At 33.6% G+C, this 16,643-nt stretch carries 18 protein-coding genes; 17 read left to right on the forward strand and 1 reads right to left on the reverse strand.

Annotated features, from left to right (window positions below):
- Window position 1 precedes the first annotated feature (1 nt).
- Together BR77_RS19610 and BR77_RS17330 are read left to right on the forward strand one after the other, a co-directional pair.
- Window positions 2-1,147 carry a lysozyme family protein gene (locus BR77_RS19610; protein ID WP_051926824.1) on the forward strand — a complete coding sequence of 382 codons (1,146 nt, stop codon included), beginning with the start codon at window positions 2-4 and terminating at the stop codon, window positions 1,145-1,147.
- Between the two features lie 37 nt (window positions 1,148-1,184).
- Window positions 1,185-1,727, forward strand: coding sequence for a hypothetical protein (locus tag BR77_RS17330; RefSeq protein WP_035066731.1), 543 nt, complete (start codon window positions 1,185-1,187; stop codon window positions 1,725-1,727).
- A 19-nt stretch (window positions 1,728-1,746) separates the two neighbouring features.
- Here the strand turns inward: BR77_RS17330 and BR77_RS18850 are convergent.
- A protein-coding gene (locus tag BR77_RS18850) for an IS3 family transposase (RefSeq protein ID WP_233463432.1) occupies window positions 1,747-2,888 on the reverse strand; the annotation gives its coding sequence in 2 pieces (ribosomal slippage) (window positions 1,747-2,642 and window positions 2,642-2,888; 1,143 coding nt in all).
- Between the two features lie 89 nt (window positions 2,889-2,977).
- Between BR77_RS18850 and BR77_RS19265 the strand changes: the two genes are divergently transcribed.
- The 15 genes from BR77_RS19265 to BR77_RS17415 all read left to right on the forward strand — a co-directional run bounded on the left by BR77_RS19265 (window position 2,978) and on the right by BR77_RS17415 (window position 16,477).
- Entirely contained in the window at window positions 2,978-3,127 is a 150-nt protein-coding gene (locus BR77_RS19265; RefSeq protein ID WP_185751429.1) for a hypothetical protein, read from the forward strand.
- Window positions 3,128-3,144: 17 nt separating this feature from the next.
- Entirely contained in the window at window positions 3,145-3,399 is a 255-nt protein-coding gene (locus BR77_RS17345) for a hypothetical protein (RefSeq protein ID WP_035066734.1), read from the forward strand.
- A 94-nt stretch (window positions 3,400-3,493) separates the two neighbouring features.
- Window positions 3,494-4,279, forward strand: a complete 786-nt coding sequence (locus tag BR77_RS17350; protein ID WP_155520248.1) for a hypothetical protein — start codon at window positions 3,494-3,496, stop codon at window positions 4,277-4,279.
- A gap of 20 nt (window positions 4,280-4,299) precedes the next feature.
- Entirely contained in the window at window positions 4,300-4,758 is a 459-nt protein-coding gene (locus tag BR77_RS17355) for a hypothetical protein (RefSeq protein ID WP_035066740.1), read from the forward strand.
- 323 nt (window positions 4,759-5,081) lie between these two features.
- Window positions 5,082-5,351, forward strand: coding sequence for a hypothetical protein (locus BR77_RS17360; RefSeq protein ID WP_035066742.1), 270 nt, complete (start codon window positions 5,082-5,084; stop codon window positions 5,349-5,351).
- Window positions 5,351-5,758, forward strand: coding sequence for a hypothetical protein (locus tag BR77_RS17365; RefSeq protein ID WP_035066744.1), 408 nt, complete (start codon window positions 5,351-5,353; stop codon window positions 5,756-5,758). The genes BR77_RS17360 and BR77_RS17365 overlap by 1 nt, the downstream gene beginning before the upstream one ends.
- 18 nt (window positions 5,759-5,776) lie before the next feature.
- Window positions 5,777-8,221 (forward strand): MobP2 family relaxase, encoded by a 2,445-nt coding sequence (gene mobP2, locus BR77_RS18465; RefSeq protein WP_051926826.1) that lies wholly within the window; start codon window positions 5,777-5,779, stop codon window positions 8,219-8,221.
- A 97-nt stretch (window positions 8,222-8,318) separates the two neighbouring features.
- On the forward strand, window positions 8,319-8,510 hold the full coding sequence (locus tag BR77_RS17375) for a hypothetical protein (RefSeq protein ID WP_035066745.1): 192 nt from the start codon (window positions 8,319-8,321) through the stop codon (window positions 8,508-8,510).
- On the forward strand, window positions 8,507-11,071 hold the full coding sequence (locus BR77_RS19335; RefSeq protein WP_051926827.1) for a DUF3991 domain-containing protein: 2,565 nt from the start codon (window positions 8,507-8,509) through the stop codon (window positions 11,069-11,071). The genes BR77_RS17375 and BR77_RS19335 overlap by 4 nt, the downstream gene beginning before the upstream one ends.
- A 64-nt stretch (window positions 11,072-11,135) precedes the next feature.
- Window positions 11,136-13,244, forward strand: coding sequence for a type IA DNA topoisomerase (locus BR77_RS17385; RefSeq protein ID WP_051926829.1), 2,109 nt, complete (start codon window positions 11,136-11,138; stop codon window positions 13,242-13,244).
- The gene (locus BR77_RS17390; RefSeq protein WP_051926831.1) at window positions 13,241-13,978 is read left to right on the forward strand and encodes a class A sortase; all 738 of its coding nucleotides are present in this window, start codon (window positions 13,241-13,243) and stop codon (window positions 13,976-13,978) included. Before BR77_RS17385 ends, BR77_RS17390 begins: the two co-directional genes overlap by 4 nt.
- A 7-nt stretch (window positions 13,979-13,985) precedes the next feature.
- The gene (locus BR77_RS17395; RefSeq protein ID WP_162261914.1) at window positions 13,986-14,405 is read left to right on the forward strand and encodes a CPBP family intramembrane glutamic endopeptidase; all 420 of its coding nucleotides are present in this window, start codon (window positions 13,986-13,988) and stop codon (window positions 14,403-14,405) included.
- A 133-nt stretch (window positions 14,406-14,538) separates the two neighbouring features.
- Window positions 14,539-14,748 carry a helix-turn-helix domain-containing protein gene (locus BR77_RS17400; RefSeq protein WP_035066750.1) on the forward strand — a complete coding sequence of 70 codons (210 nt, stop codon included), beginning with the start codon at window positions 14,539-14,541 and terminating at the stop codon, window positions 14,746-14,748.
- 826 nt (window positions 14,749-15,574) lie between these two features.
- The gene (locus BR77_RS17410) at window positions 15,575-15,820 is read left to right on the forward strand and encodes a hypothetical protein (RefSeq protein ID WP_035066754.1); all 246 of its coding nucleotides are present in this window, start codon (window positions 15,575-15,577) and stop codon (window positions 15,818-15,820) included.
- 66 nt (window positions 15,821-15,886) lie between these two features.
- Window positions 15,887-16,477, forward strand: a complete 591-nt coding sequence (locus BR77_RS17415) for a thermonuclease family protein (protein ID WP_035066757.1) — start codon at window positions 15,887-15,889, stop codon at window positions 16,475-16,477.
- The last annotated feature ends 166 nt before the right edge of the window (window positions 16,478-16,643 follow it).

Below are 16,643 nucleotides of genomic sequence, written 5' to 3' on the forward strand. Positions count from 1 at the left end.
AGTGAAAAAAATCAATTCAATTATCCGGATACTTCAAGGAAAAGGAACAAGGAAAGAAAAAATTACGTTAATCATTCAGGCGTTGACAACTCTATCTACCACTGGAGTTGTTTTTTTTATATTTGGGTTTTTACTATTTTTAATTATCTTAGGTGGAAGTTCATCAACAACAGCGCCTATAGGGGATGGAACAGTTACTAATAAAAATTTATCTGAAGCAACACTTTCTTTTAAATCATTGGTAGAAAAAGAGGCTACAAAGCAAGGTGTACCAGAATTAGTTCCTTATGTTCTCGCAATCATTGAAGTTGAAAGTCGAGGGGATATCGTAAGTTCTGGAGGAGATATTATGCAGTCTTCAGAGAGTAAATATGGTGGAAAACCAGGAATGATCAGTACGCCTGAAGAAAGTGTAGAAGCGGGTATAGCGCACCTTGTTGGAACTTACAATTCAACTAAACAATTGGGTCAAGATACACTAGCTGCTATCGCTTCTTATAACTTTGGTGGAGAATATAACACCGTTTGGATGGTTAAAAATGGAGAAACAAAATGGTCCTATGAAAGTGCTGAAAAATATTCAGCCTATAAAAGTGGAGGGAAAACATATGACTATAAAAATGCAGTTAGTGTGCCAATAAATGGTGGTTGGAAATATAGTTATGGCAATCAATTTTATCCATTATTGATTAAACAATATCTTACTGAAGGCGGAGGTTCAACAGGTGGAGGTGAGTATCAAGTGCCGGTTGATAATCCAATTATTACTTCAGCTTATGGAAACCGACCAGCAACAGGAGTGACACCACCCCAATTCCATAAAGGAATTGATTTTGGAAATCCGACAGGAACAGAAATTAAGGCAGCAATGGATGGGGAAGTTGTAATAGCTCAACACAATGGTATGCCAGTTGATGGTTATGGTATCTGTACTGTAATCAAACACAGTAACGGTCAATGGACCTTATATGCTCATCAATCCGAGCAGTTTGTTAAAGTCGGGGATACAGTAAAAAAAGGTCAAGTAATTGGCAAAATTGGGAGCACGGGCCAAGTTGATGGACCACATTTACATTTTGAAATTCGGACGACTCAAAATGGTGGAGAAGGAAATGTTTTAGATCCAGCACCATTATTAGGACTTTAAAAACAAATTATTTTAAATGAAAAGGCGGAATTAAAAAATGGGAAACAAATTTATTATTATGCTTCTAGGATTTTCACTTATTATAAATGGGATTTTTATGTACAAGTTAAATGAAGATCGGACGACTCAACAAATTAATGTTGAGTCTATACGTACACAAGTCAAAGAAGAAAACAAGGAGAGCATGGATGCCTTAGAAAAAGAACTAAACCAACTTAAAAATGAAAAGGAACAGACGTCAAAGAATCCTCAAACCAATACTGAAACTGAAAATAAAAATTCAAGTGATACAGTAGAAAAAACAACAAAAGCAGACCTTGAAAAAGAATTAAAAGAAATTTCTACCAAATTTACTGAAGGGTATTTATCGTTTGATGATCTTTACTCAGAATCACGAAAAACTAATTTGTTGGCGGTAGCAACTGAAGAAGTGGTGAGCCGATTAATTCCAAGTATCAGTCAAAAAGGAGAGGTAACAGAACAAGGAGTAAGCGATATGGATGTAGTTATTCAGTCAGAAATTCAAAGTATGAAAATATATTTAGGGGATTATGATGATGGACAGATGTCAATAAAGTAGACACAAAAATAGATACAATTTAGATAGACCCAAAATAGATTTTTTCTTTTTCATTCGGGGTCATCATATTGTTTGCTGAATGGGGGCGTTTTGAATTGTAAAAACCCTCTATATATTCAAATGAAGATTGTTCAACTTCTTGGATTGTTCTAAATGTTCTGCGGTTCAGTTCTTCTTTTTTCATATATTTAAAAAAAGACTCGTTTACGGCATTATCCCATGGGTAAGCTGCTTTGGAATAAGATGGAACGAGGTTATGTGTGTCTAAAAATTGACGAACACTAGTCGCACAGTATTGGCTTCCACGATCTGTATGGAATAGAACAGGCTCTTTGGGATTTCTTTGATTCACAGCTGTTTCAAGTGTCTCAAGGACTAAAGAAGCTTCCATAGTTGGACGAACGCGCCATCCTATAATTTTCCTGGAAAATAAATCTAAAATGACACAGAGATAAACAAACCCTTTATTAACAGGAATGTAAGAAATATCGCTCGTCCAAACTCGATTCGGTTCAGTCGGATTGAATTGTTGGTTTAAGTGATTTGAGTAAGCTAAAGAAACCTTTGGTTTCGCATATAAAAATTTCGGCTTAGCTGTAGACATTTTTGGCAAATCCATTGATTTCATTAATCGGTACACTCGCCCAACACTAATGAAAATTCCAAAATCACGCTCAAGAACAACTTTTATTTTCGCAGCACCTAATCGTTTTTTAGAATCCATATAGATAGAAAAAATGGTTTGTCGAAGCTGTTGATTTTCAACAGTTCTAGGAGCAGGAGTTGGGTCAAAGTGTTTATAATAGGTACTTCTATTTACGTTTAAGACTCTACAAAGGCGCACAATAGAATGATCAAAACGTAATAAATGAACCGCATCTAATCGTTGTTTGAGTGTGGCGTGAAGATGGCAATCGCTTTTTTTAAGATGAGGTTTTCCTCTTCTAATAAAGCATTTTTCTTCTGTAAGTCTTTAATCTGTTTAGCAGTAAGGATAGAACCATCTTCAATTTGAACTTCAGAATATTGTTTTACCCAGCGGGATAACGCTGTAAAGGAAACGCCATAGTCTTTACACAACGAAGTTTGTGTTTTACCTCCATGGTAAAGATTAACAAGGCTTTTCTTAAATTCTTCATCATATTTTTTGTAATTGGACATTTGAATCATTCCTTTCGTTTTAGTGTCTACTTATAAACAGTATACCATTAAAAATACTGTCTACTTTATTAGTATATATCCATGAAGACTTGGAAATAGCAGAAGTGATGGTTGATGTTGATTATACGACAACTGTAGATGGAAATGAGAATAAGACACGGAATTTATTTATTATAAAAATTGAAAATGTAAATGAGAAAAAAATGGTAACAGAATTTAGTTATCAAACACTCGTTTAACAAATGGAGGCAGCAGCATGGAAACACAAATTGAACAATTAAAACGAGCACACAATTACAACAAGGAAAATAAAGAAATATTGATCACTCATTCAAATAAAAATGGAAAGTACTCTAATCAATATCGAATTGAATGGTTTGATTTTGATGATACGTGGTTATTAGTGCGTTTAGCTGGATTAAAAAAATATAAACGCCTAAAGAAAACAAACATTAAAAGTGAAGTAGTTCTTCTTAACTATGACCAAAGGAAGGTGTTAGAGAATGCCTAAATCACCCAAGAACAGATTTTCTAAAGTCAAAGACTCTTTATCAGCATTCACTGTAAAGTCAAGGAGAAGTCGTTCAAATGGCTTCTATGGGGTGTTGGCATTTTTTTTTCTACTGTATCTTTTTATTTTTTCGATTGGGTTTAATACAAGCCAAAAGTACAAATTTGTTGAAGCAGCAATCGGTCAAGAGATTCCGTTTGGACAAGGTAATTTTCAAGTTGTAAAGCGAGAATATAATCCAAAAGAAAATTTAATCCGTGTAGACTATTGGTTTTATTCGGAGAGTAGTTACATGGACCTTGGAAATATTAATCTAGAGATGAAAACAATTGGAAAGAATGATCTTGAGAATTTTTTGAAAACTAAAGTCGTACGAGTAGATGACAACTACTATGTCACTTACATTAAAGGTGTAGAAGAAAATTTTGGAGCTGTAAAACAATTTATTTATCCGAGCTACATTCAGCTATTAAAAAATAAACCAGATGAATTAAAAGAAATGGAATTTGTTATTTACACGAAAGAAGAATCGGCAGAAATTAATCCGTCATTAACCTTTGAAACAGATCCAAAAAAATTAGTATCCGTTAGTACAAATTATCAAATAAACCTACTATTGAAACAAATAAAAGAATTAGAACAAGTTATTGAAGACAATAAAGCTTCTATAAAATTGGTGAAGAAATCAATCAATAAACTAAAAGAAGACTTAGATTATGTAATTGGTGATGACTTGGCGAGAGAAAAATCTAAAATCCAAAGCAAGGAATCAGAAATATTGATGTTCAAAAAAGAAAATGATGACAGCAAGGAACAAATAAAATTGTATGAAAGTAAGATTGAACTACTTAAAGAAAAAAGTGAAAAACTTCAAGAATAATAACTGAAGGGTGTGAATAAATGGAAACGAAAATAGACTATATAATTACTTTCGATAGTGATTTTGAATTGACATTGTATCACTTCATAAATGGTTATACACGCTCAAAGAATCCAAATTTTGCAAATACACTTATTAAACAAACAAATTTACAAAATGAAGGAATACTAACTTTTACAACTCAATTTAACATGGCGTACGCAGAATATTTTTTCAGAAAAACTTTATCAGAAGACTATATAGATGTTCTTTATTCAGAAAAATTATCTTTACCAAGTGATCCCAAAAATTTGGAGAAAGAACTTCTTACTTTCATGAAACGCACAAACATTAATTATGTTGAATTGAGAATGGCTAAAACAAAAAAAAGAGCAGTCCTACTCATTAATATGAGTGGGGTTAGCTCAATAAAAATAATTGATAAATCAATCTTTGATGATTCTAAAAAATTAAGTCCAATCAATCTTTCCAATTGGTAAAAGTAGAAGCAGTAAAAAAATTGTGCTGGAATAGAAATGAATTGCGAAGGACATTACGACCTTAAAGTGCAGACTGAAAGACAAGCCCTAGAGATTTTTTAGGGCTAAAAGAGTTTGAAAGACAAAGAGCATAAGGGAAACCCGGTGTCACTTTCTTACGAAAGGTGTCAAATAGGCTGTGCCTATTGGGTTTTTAAGCTCAAAAGAGTGGGTCAAAAGAAGGAGAAAAGGCACACAAAAAACCCACCTTTTAAGTGAAAAAGCCCACTTTTAGTACACATAAAACACACAAACAGTCCACTAAAATAGAAGGGAGTTTTTTTATGGAAATAAAAATTAGAAACGTTGATGAAGCTGTTGGTGCAAAATTAGAATCAAAGGCAAAACTTCTAGGTGATAGAAGAGGAAAACCGATGAGTCGGAATGAACTCATAAAAATTATTATTGAAAAAGCTATGATACAAGACATAATAACCGAAGAACTGTCGGAAATAAAAGAATTAAAAAATGTAATCCAAGAATATGTAGATACAAATAACTACATTATTCAGGCCTTATTAACAGGAGAAATGCCAGAGGAAGGTGATCAATAGTGGCTGGAAAAAGAGAGCATTTTTACATCAATGATGATGTAAAAGAAGTTTTAATACAGGTAAAAGAAAATACGCCTGGTATCAACAATTTGAGCCAAGCTTTGAGATTCATTGTATTAAAACATAACAATGAGGCTGAAAGCAAAGAAGATAAAAAATACAATGCCATTTCAAAAGAAGTATCCATGATACTTGAAATTACATCCAACTTAGCCGATGAACAAAACTTATTACGTCTTAAACCAGTAAGTGAAATTCCAATTTATACTGAAGCAAAAGAAACAATAGAAAATAGGATTAAACGAAATACGACAAAAGCAATGAGATATAAACATAATAAAAAAACAGATGAAGGTCCGGATATTGAAGAAACAAAATCAGTAAATACAAAAATGTGGGACGATTAATAAAGGGTGTGAATTCAAATGGCACATGCAAAAATTATTTTAACTTCGGAATTTGAAGTACCTGGAGGAAAGAACTACAGCTCGTTTATAAATTATCTGACAAGGGAAGGTGTACTTGAATCTAAAGCAGATTTAACTCAAGCTGAAACGAATGAACTTACTCGAATTAAATCAGCGATACAAAAAATTGAAGAAGAAAAATATAATGATATGGACCAACCAAGTGAGCAAAAAAACACAAAAGAGTTAACTGAAATTGAAGGAGAAGCACAAGTATTAATTCAGAATGATGTCTTTTCTTCAGTGGAGAAATCAGAAGACTTTTCAAACTATATATCTTATATGGGTAGAAGTCATGCTCTATCAAGTAAAGAAAAATTATCACCCGACCAACAAGAGCAGCTTGAATTTATGAAAGGAAAAGCAAAAGAATTTAAAGAGAAAATAACCAAGCAAGTGGATGTGTTGAATAATGAAGTCGTAAAAGATCAGTCAATTATGACTGGTCTTTTTAATTCCAGTAAGGATGATTTAACCGTTGCTGAAGAAGCTGAAATAAAAAAACAATTTTCTAAAGCTGAAAAAAATGGATCCATTTTATTTAAGGATGTTGTTTCTTTCGATACAGCCGACTTAATAGAAGCAAAAATTTACAATCCAGAAACAAAAGAACTAGATCGAAAAAAATTAATTGATGCTGGTAGGAAGATGATGGAGAAAATGGGTAGTTCGGAAAAGATGAATGAAACGATGCTATGGACTGGAATGGTGCATTACAATACGAATCATTTTCATATTCATTTTGCGACAGTCGAAATGCAAAACACCAGGAAGATGATGACAAAAAAAGAAAATGGGTTTGAGTACCAGCAACCAAGAGGCATGAGACCACAATCTACAATTGATGATATGAAGAGTACGTTCGCAAATGAAATATTTGGACGTGGGGAAGAATTGGCTCGTGCAAGTGAACTTAGAAATAAGTTGGTCCAAGATATAAAATCTCAACTTTCTTCTACGTCAACTTTTGAAATGAAGTTGATGAATGAAATTAGAAACGAACTTCCAGAAAATAAAAAGAATTGGACGTACGGTAGTAAAAAAGTTTCAGATGCAACAAGGGAAAAAATTGATGAATTGACAACTAGCTTGATGAAAGATACCCCTGATTACAGCAACTATCTTTCTTTGATGAAAGAAGAAAGTGCCGCTCGAATAAAAATGTATGGTGACACAAAAAGAGCGGATAAAGATTACTTCAAAAATAAAGAAGAAGAAATCAAAAAAAGGTTGGGGAATAGCTTTTTAAAAGAATTAAAAGTGATTGAAAAAAATTCAACTGCTGCAAGAGAAAAAGTGGTTGAAGCGAAGTTGGAACTGAATGAAGAAAAACAAATGAGCTTTGAGGATAAAAAGGAAGCTGCACTTAACAAAATTAAAGATCACATGAAACGTGAAGAAAGCAAACCAGATATTAACCAATTTGAAGAGACTAAAGAAAAACCAGTTAACCTAATCTTTAAATTAAAAGGTCAAGAAGTAAAAGAAAATGCAAAAGCTAAAATTGAAGACAGGGAATCAAATCTGATGAACTACTCAAAAAAAAATCAAGAGTGGTTGGAGAAACAACTACCAACGGTTTCATTTGTTCAGAGTCATCAAGCTTGGGAAAAAGAGAATTTAGTTCCATCAAAAGGTGTCGAGCCATTAATTGTAAAAAGTCCCGTTTTTGAATTAGATCATGAAGGGATTCCAACAAAGCGTGTCATTGCCTTTAGTGAAATTTCCTTGTATGACATTAGCCAAGTTGAAGAAAAAGAAATGAGTCTAGCTGAAAAAAAGGAAGGTGCTCTTTCCAAAATTAATAACCATTTCCAAAAAGAAAATAAGAATGATGGAAAAGTTAAATTTTATGATTATGGAGAATTTACAGGTAAAACGAACCTTGATAGGTTTTCACAAAAGAATACGGAATGGCTAAAAAAACAATACAAAGACGTGACCTATGTTCATGGAGAAATGGATTGGTTACAGAATAATAGAAGTGTTAAAAATGGAAGTATTCCTTTACTTGTAAACAGTCCAGTATATTTCGTTGATGATTATGATGGTGTAAAAAAAATTAGTGGTTTTAAAACGGTTGAAGTATTTGACATTAGTCAAACTGAAAAATTAGAAATGAATTCAGATGGAACTTTCAATCAAAAAGAAGAAAAAATGAATGACTTTCTTGAACGAGAGCAACAAAAACTAAGAGATCGAACTATTACAAAAAAGTGGAAGTTATCTGGTTCGGATGAGTACAAACCTTACACGGTATCCAAACAATTTTACTCGACACCAAAAGCAGTAAATGACATAAAGGCCGGGTTAAATGATGAGTACGAAAAATTCAAAGACTTACAAGAATATGAACGAACTCAACGCTTAGTTGAACAAGCCAAGCGAGAACAAGGCTATTAATTTGTGAGGTGTTGACGAATGAATAAAATCAGAAGCCCACCATTGAAATTGATTTTAAAAGAAAAATGAAACTAAAAATTGAAAGGACGATGTAATCATGGAACCAACATTACTAACAGAAATTAATGAAGAGGAAAAAAGTGTCACGTTGTTTAGCTTTTTTACAAACGAAACAACAAAAATCTATCCACCTGCAGCAACTTTAGAAGCCTTAAAATTCATGGTAACAGAAGAAGAGGATGAAAATATTTTTATCAATTTTGATTCAAATGGAGGGATTATTGGATGAGTGAAAAAGGGAGTAGCTACTCAAAAAAATCTACAGGTTCAAAAAAGAAAAAGTTCTATTCGAAATCACCTGAAGAACTAGAAAAAGAAATTAAAGAATTGTCCGGAAAAGCGATGAAAAATATTGAATCGTACACGGATGATCCTGAAGAGGTAAAGAAGCTCGCTGACTTTATGGGTCAGTTCCATTATTACTCAAAGAAAAACATGGCACTGATTAACGAACAGTTTAATGGAGCAAAAGCTGTTGGTAGTTTTGACCAATTTAAAAAAGCGGGTTTCTCAGTCTCAAAAGGTGAGAAGGCAATCAAAATATTTGTTCCTACGCCAGTCCAATTATTTAAAACCAAAGATGGAATAAAAAATATAAATCAGGCGACTCCTAGTGAACGTGAACAGATAGTAAATGGTCTAATAAAAGTGAATAAAATTATGAAATACAAATTAGGGAATGTTTTTGATGTTTCACAAACAAATGCCACAGCGGAAGACTTGCCGAAGATTTTCCCTAATAGAAAATATGATTTCAAATTAGATAATGATATTTCTATTAATCAACTAAATAAAGGCTTGGAAAAAATCAGTGAAGGTTTAAACGTTCCTATTAGAGAAATGGCAGACTCTCAAAATGGTGTCACTGAACTTGGAGTTGCTAAAGGTGCATATGTACAAGGGCCAGGTGGAGAAGAAATTTTACTCAATCCAAGATTACCTGGAACCGATAAAACAACGACATTGATTCATGAATTGGCTCATGCAAAAGCCCATAAAAATAGTACACTTTCCCCTGGGGAAAAAGAATTTCAAGCAGAGTTGACGTCTTATGTGGTAAGTAAACATTATGGAATTGACACGTCTGAACAAACCGTTCCTTATATTGCAAAATGGACTAAAAATGGAGAAAATGTCGAGGATAAAGTGAAGCTGTTGGAAGAAGTTCATACTATTTCAAGAGAGTTTATTAAAGTGATTGATGAAACAATAGAAGCTGAACAAACGTTGGAAGCAGAAAGCCTACAAGTGGCTGAAGTGGAAAAAAAAGATAATGAAGAAAAACAACCAGACAAAATAGAGCTTCAAAATAATCAAAATGACATAATCGAAAAAGAAAAAAATGAAATGCAAGATCGTTACTTTAAAGTTGAATTTAACGAAACCAATCTTGAAACGGGAATAATTAGCTATGAGGGACGAATTGTCACACCAGAACTGATCCAAGTAATAAAAGTATTAGATGACCAGGCTATACCAGAGCAAGGGTATTATAAATTTTACTTTGATGAAGTAGTAAATGGTGAAGTAGTAAGTAACTTTAGAATGGATGTAGGGGATGGTGTAAATGCCAATCAAAAAAAATATGATTATCTTTTGGAAGGAACACAATCGGAAAAGGAACAAACTAAACCGACTAAATTATCTGAAGGAACTGAAGAAGACAAAGTAACAATTGAAAATAAAAAAGAAATTGAAGCTTCTAATGAATCAAAAATGGAAAAACAAGCTGTTGAAACAAAGAAGCAATCATTTAAAAAATATGTATCAAAAGAAGAAGTTTTAGCTGCTAAACAAGTTGATATTGTAGATTATGCGACTTCAAATGGAATTTCACTAATAAAAGATAGTGAACGGTACTATCGATGGGCAGATCATGATAGTTTAGTCATTGATCGTAAAGAGAATTTTTTTAACTGGAATAGTCAAGGTATCGATGGGGACAGTGTTCAGTTTGCACAAACTGTAGGTGGGATTGGTTCCTTACCAGAGGCTGTACAAATTTTGAATGGTGGAGAGTATGAAGCACATAGTACTGAATCAGTTCCTCAAGAACCCTATTATTATGATTCAACGAGAGAGGTCATTGATTTTAGTAAAGCACGAGATTATTTAGTGAACGAACGAAAAGCAGACCCTAAAATCGTGGATGTGTTGCACAAAAATGGATTATTAGCCCAGGACAAATACAATAATGTTGTCTTTAAAGCCGTTGAAGATGGGGAAGTTGTTGGAGCCAGTGAACAAGGAACCGTCCGTAACGAAAACTATAAACGTGGTAGCTGGAAACATATTCAAGAAAACTCAAAAAAGGGAACAGGATTCCATTTCACGGTTGGGAAACCTGAAAATATTAAATTTTTTGAATCGGGAACTGATGCACTTAGTTATGCTTCCATTAATAAGGCAGAAATTCAGAACACTCGATTCGTGTCAATGGATGGACTAAAGCCAGATACTGTTTTAAATCATACAGAAAGAGCCGTTGCAGAATTGGGTAAAGTTCCTAATAGCGTGTCCTTATGTGTAGATAATGATCCAGCTGGAACTAATTTTTCTGAAAGAAAATCGTTTGTTGAAAAATTTAATATGCTTCAGCTACAAAGAGAAGATGGAACGATGGTTCAATTTGAAAAAGAAATGCCTGAAATTCCTTTACAAAAACAAGCTGAAGGGATTGAAAAATGGGATTGGACGGATGAACGTGGCTACCAAGTAGAACAATTACAATCAAAGCAAAAACAATTGGTACAAGCAAGAGCTACACAAAGTAGTGGAATTGAGATGTAACAATCAAATGAAGCAGCACTCTTTAAAAGAGTGCTGTTTTTCAATTAAAAGGAGAGAAATGACAATGACAAAAACCGTAATTTTAGCCGAAAAACCAGATCAAGGAAAAGCCTATGCGAACGCATTGGGTAAAGTAAAGGATTGTCGGACGTACATGGAAGTTGAAACTGATTTTTTCCCTGGAGAAGTGATTGTAACATGGGGGATTGGTCATTTAGTTTCAATGGCGCCAATGGATCAATACGATGAAAAATACAAAGCTTGGAACATGGCAGATTTACCATTTTTACCAAAAAACTATCTTTTCACCGTTACTGAACGAACAAAGGCTCAATTTTCAGCTGTAAAAAAACAATTACAAACTGCCGACTTAATTATTATTGGTACAGATGCCGATAGAGAGGGAGAAAACATTGCGTACAGCATTATCAACAAATGCGGTCAACAAGTCCAACGGATCCCGAAAAAAAGATTATGGGTTAGCAGCATGGTTAAAAGTGAAATTCAAAAAGCCTTTAAAAATTTACGAGAAAGTAACGAAACGTATAACTTTTACATTGAAGCTCAGACACGTCAAATTAGCGATTTCCTTGTTGGAATGAACTTTACACGTTACTTTACCTTACGTGCTAAAGAAAGTGGGTTAGACGGCGTTTGGTCAATGGGTCGAGTCCAAACACCTTGTAACAGCTTAGTTGTTCAAAATGATTTAGCCATTTCACAATTTAAGCCGGAGAATTTTTACAAATTAAAAGGGACGTCTACTAAAGAAGGAAAAGACCTGACATTTTCGACAATTGTAAAATATGCTTCCCTTCAGGAAGCACAAAATGTGTTAAATGAAAAAGGGCTTCAAAGTCCAATAAATGTTCCAATTACGAAAGTCGAAAAAGAATTAAAAGTAGCGACTGCACCAGGGCTTTACAGTTTGGGTGGGGTACAAAAATATGCCAATAAAAAATGGAAATATAGCTTAGATAAGACATTGGAAATTATCCAAAGTCTTTATACGAAAGGCTATTTAACCTATCCTAGAACAGATTGTAAGCATATTACTGAAAATGAATTTAATTACCTTTTACAAAATGTGACTCAATATATGGCCGTAAGTAAATTGAATTTTAACGTGACGAATACAGCACCAAGAAAAAAATATGTAGACAATACAAAAGTAGTGGAGCATTACGCTATTATTCCTACGGAACAACTACCGGATTTAAGCAAATTAACAGAGCAAGAATCACAAATATACTTGGCCGTGTTGACTCAAACATTAAAAATGTTTGCGCCTGATTACACGTTTGAAACAACCACAATCCTTATTGATATCAAAGGAATTGAATTTAAAACAACGGGTAAAGTGGTTCTTCAGGAAGGCTGGAAATCTCTTCAGGAACAAACCAAAGAAGCAGAACCAAGCTTACCGCCATTAACTGAAGGCGAAAGCTTATTAATGGCAATAACCATTGATGAAGGCACAACAAAACCACCGGAACGATTAACTGAAGCAACACTTGGAGCTGCAAAAGGACTCATGGAAAAACTAGATATTGGTCGGCCAGCCACAAGAGGGGCGATTGTAAAAACGTTGATTAATAGAGAATTCATGAGAGTGGAACAAACCAAGCTATTTCCTACGGAAAAAGGGAAACTGGTTTTCTCGATGACAAAGGACCTTTTAATTGGAAAACCAGAAATGACGGGTAAATGGGAACAGTATTTAAAGCTTATTGGGGATGGGAAAGGCAATCAAACAGTATTCGTAACAAAAATAGAAGGATTTGTAAATGAAACCCTGGAGCAATTAAAAAGACAAAAGATAGATCAAAATAATGTGGACCAAGTAATGGAATCCAATAAAATAGCAACTTGTCCAAAGTGCAAAAAAGGGATTATTACTGAAAAATCAAAATTATTTCCTTGTAGTGAAGAAAAGTGTGATTTCGTTTTATGGAAAGTAGTTGCGGGGAAAACCTTATCTGTAGCACAAGCTACAGAGCTTCTAACAAAGAAAAAAACAAAATTAATTCAAAACTTTAAAGGGAAAAAAGGGCCATTCAATGCAAAATTAACCTTGAAAGAAGATTTTACACTAGCTTTTGAATTTGAAGACAACCCCAAAAAAATTACGAAAAAGTTCCCATCTAAAAGAAAAGGAGCGACTAAAAAATGAGAATTAAAAAGAAAGAAGCGGTATCACGAAAGAAAAAGGCTCTGAAAATCATTATTCCAGGGTTTTTTATTGCACTAATTCTTGGTGGTTTGTTGATAGCAAGTTACCAACCAATAAAAAATAATTTGGTTAAGAGTTCACAAGAAAAAGCCTATTCTAAAGCGGGAAAATTAACAGCTGGAGTAGCGGAAAAAAATGCCTTAAAAGAAGAAAAAGCTGAATTTAATCCAAATACTGTTACTGATTTAACGTTACAAGACGTGATTGATGGTAACAATAACGCTGAAGGTATCATTACCAACTTTGGAGTTGGGAAAATAGTTATTCCTGATTTAAACATTCATTTACCTATTCTATTAGGCATATCCAACACGAATTTGGCTATCGGTGCTGGGACAATGAAACAAGAACAAACCATGGGGCAAGGAAATTATGCATTGGCTGGTCACCATATGAACAATGCAAACTTATTATTTGGGCCACTTGAAGGAGCCAAAAAAGGTCAAAAGATTTACGTAACAGATTTTAATACCATTTATGAATACACGATTACAACGGTTGATGTTGTAGATAAAACGGCGGTTCATTTGATAAAAGATCAAGCAGACAAAAAACTAATCACTTTAATTACATGTGCTGAAGGAGGAATTAAACGGTATGCCATTCAAGGAGAACTTTCAAAAAACTACTCATTTCATGATCCTGAACCAAAAATTAAGAACGTATTCCAATAAAATTCCATTGAAAAAAAGTATACAGCTAGTCGTATTGGGACTAGCTGCCACTTTTGTGGTGGCAATCGTTGGGAGCCTTGTTCAAAGTTACTTAGGGCTAATGGATCCAAACATAGACCAAACGATTGAAAGAATTAACCGGATTCCTATATGGACCCTCTTGCCATTAATTTTGGAGCCAATTTTTGAAGAATATGTATTCAGAAAACTATTATTAACCAGATGTATGAAAAGATGGCCAACATTACTAAGTTGCAGTATCACGTCTTTAGTGTTCGCAGCATTGCATTTAAATTGGTTTTTCTTTCCTTTCTTTTTAAACAGTATGATTTATTCAGCAATTTATTTAAAAACAAATCGAATAGCTGAAGCGAGCATTGTTCATATTTTATACAATTTCACTGTATTATGGATTGCATTTAGTTAAAAAAATACAAGCTAGGGAGCGGTCCCTAACTTGTTGGAAGGTGCTAACGTGAAAAACTGAAAATCTCACAAAAGCTTTATTATTATACCATAAATCGTCAAATAAAAATATATATAGAAAGAAGTGATTCTAAATGATTAAACTTGATTCAAAAGATATCATGGATTCAAAAGAAGCTGCAGAACGATGGGGAAAATCTGAAAATTATGTTAGGCAAATGTATCGTAAATATCCGAATAAATTCCCACCTGGTACGATCAGAAAATTTGGTAAACAGATTGTCGTGACTCGTGATGGGATGGAGTCAGTAACTGGACAAAAAGAAACTTCTCAGACCGAATAGGAATGAGAAGTTTTTTTGAATTTAAAAAGAGAAAAATATAAATATTAAAGAAGCAGCAACACTCCCAAAAAGAATGGTCGTGCAGCTGCAGATGGGAGGAAATGCCGAGTCATTTCCCTTTAAAAACATTTTTTCCTTTTGGCTCAGTCACACGCCCTAGAGCATTTCTCATAAAATCGAAATAGGGCTTCACCATAGCGCAGTAACACTACTTTTTCTTGACCTTATAACGTGGCCAAACTTGACTAGCCAAGTTGCGAAAAAGAGGGTTACAAAAGAATTGCAAGGACCAGTTAAATTTTTTTGAGGACGTAGCAATACCAAGACTGGCTACTCAAAATAATTAAACCTGTAAGAACCCCTAAGAGATCATTTTAGGGGTTCTTACTCCTTGCAATCCTTTTATGCTCATGGTTAGTGGACCTCATCAAAAAGGAAAAAATTCAGCCTTGCGACTCACACTGCGACTTAGCCAAAAACAAAAAATAAACAGATGTCGCTTTAAAAAAGCTAGGCAAATAAACCCTTTAAAGAAAGTTGGATATTAAATGAACAGACAGGTTGAGATTTTAACGAAGAAAGAAGCAATGGAAAGAATAAAAAAACAAAATAAGCTAACAGTAACAAAAGTCAAACCTCTTATTTTTACTAATTTTTCACTATTTGAGAGACAAAGCAATTTCTACACACCGTCTAAATTTAGTTTTTACAAGGTTTTATTTACAGAAAGCACCCAATATTGGATTGTTGAAAGAACGAGTTAGTACAGATATTCATTAGAACTAAAGATTACAAATAAAAAACAATAAAAAGGGGATAAAACATCATGACAATTAAAGACAAAGAAATTCAAAAATTAGAGGCACTTGGGCTAGAAACAATAAACCTTTTGAAGCAAGCTAGAAATAACTTACAAGAACAATTAGAAAGGATATCGCCAGAATACTATGACCATTTGGAAAGAACACATCCACATAGGCTTGCCATTGATGAGGCACTTGTTCCTTTTCAATTGTTGACTGACTTAATGGAAGAAGTGGATCAACATAAAATCTACCAAGATAAAAAATAATCAAGATGAATTGTTATCAGCCCAGGGGAACTTGGGCTGTACAAGTAAAAAGTAGGAGGAAGAAAAATGAAAAAAATAATGATTCTATTATTTCTAAGTGCATTTATTGTCACCGGATGTTCCGAGCTTTCGCTTAGTGAAGAACACATTACTACCAGTGAATTACGAGAGGGAAATTTGGATAATGAGAACAGCGGTGTATCCAAATTCAATGGTAACAATTTTTCAGTATTACCTAAAAATGAAAAAATTAAAGTGACTTTTTCAAAAAAGGTCGATGGAGATACTGCCCGATTTTCATTAAATGGACACGAGTTTAAAATAAGATTTTTACTTATTGATACACCGGAGACGGTAAAGCCTGGGGTAGAACCACAACCGTTTGGAAAAGAGGCCAGTGACCGTACAAATGAACTTTTATCAACTGCAGAAACGATTGAGATTGAATTTGATAAGGGAGATAAAACAGATCACTACAAACGAGCACTTTGTTATGTATACGTAGACGGAAGTCTTATCCAAAATATATTGGTTACTGAAGGTTTAGCAAAAATTGCGTATGTTTCCAGTCCGAATGATAGCTTACTGCCTGAAATTGAAAAAAATGAGCACGTAGCAAAAGAAAATAGAGTTGGTATTTGGTCACTTTCAAAGTAATAGGAATTTAGATTTTTATTCGTGATAGTTGTTTACTCATTGTTAATGAAACTATTTTATTATTGTAAACTGAAGAAGAAAAACGTAAAAAAGAGCTGAATAATAGCTCTTTTTTACGTTTTTTTATTTTGTCAGCATTTTTTTAACAATATGAGCGATATATTCT

It is taken from the genome of Carnobacterium maltaromaticum DSM 20342 (assembly GCF_000744945.1).
Classification (GTDB): Bacteria; Bacillota; Bacilli; order Lactobacillales; family Carnobacteriaceae; genus Carnobacterium; species Carnobacterium maltaromaticum.

What these genes read in the sequence shown, in the direction of transcription:
- BR77_RS17385 (WP_051926829.1), top strand. Translation starts at nt 11,136, where the DNA reads ATGACAAAAACCGTAATTTTAGCCGAAAAACCAGATCAAGGAAAAGCC.
- BR77_RS17345 (WP_035066734.1), top strand. Translation starts at nt 3,145, where the DNA reads ATGGAAACACAAATTGAACAATTAAAACGAGCACACAATTACAACAAG.
- BR77_RS17360 (WP_035066742.1), top strand. Translation starts at nt 5,082, where the DNA reads ATGGAAATAAAAATTAGAAACGTTGATGAAGCTGTTGGTGCAAAATTA.
- BR77_RS17400 (WP_035066750.1), top strand. Translation starts at nt 14,539, where the DNA reads ATGATTAAACTTGATTCAAAAGATATCATGGATTCAAAAGAAGCTGCA.
- BR77_RS17390 (WP_051926831.1), top strand. Translation starts at nt 13,241, where the DNA reads ATGAGAATTAAAAAGAAAGAAGCGGTATCACGAAAGAAAAAGGCTCTG.
- BR77_RS17410 (WP_035066754.1), top strand. Translation starts at nt 15,575, where the DNA reads ATGACAATTAAAGACAAAGAAATTCAAAAATTAGAGGCACTTGGGCTA.
- BR77_RS17375 (WP_035066745.1), top strand. Translation starts at nt 8,319, where the DNA reads ATGGAACCAACATTACTAACAGAAATTAATGAAGAGGAAAAAAGTGTC.
- BR77_RS17355 (WP_035066740.1), top strand. Translation starts at nt 4,300, where the DNA reads ATGGAAACGAAAATAGACTATATAATTACTTTCGATAGTGATTTTGAA.
- BR77_RS17415 (WP_035066757.1), top strand. Translation starts at nt 15,887, where the DNA reads ATGAAAAAAATAATGATTCTATTATTTCTAAGTGCATTTATTGTCACC.
- mobP2 (WP_051926826.1), top strand. Translation starts at nt 5,777, where the DNA reads ATGGCACATGCAAAAATTATTTTAACTTCGGAATTTGAAGTACCTGGA.
- BR77_RS19335 (WP_051926827.1), top strand. Translation starts at nt 8,507, where the DNA reads ATGAGTGAAAAAGGGAGTAGCTACTCAAAAAAATCTACAGGTTCAAAA.
- BR77_RS17330 (WP_035066731.1), top strand. Translation starts at nt 1,185, where the DNA reads ATGGGAAACAAATTTATTATTATGCTTCTAGGATTTTCACTTATTATA.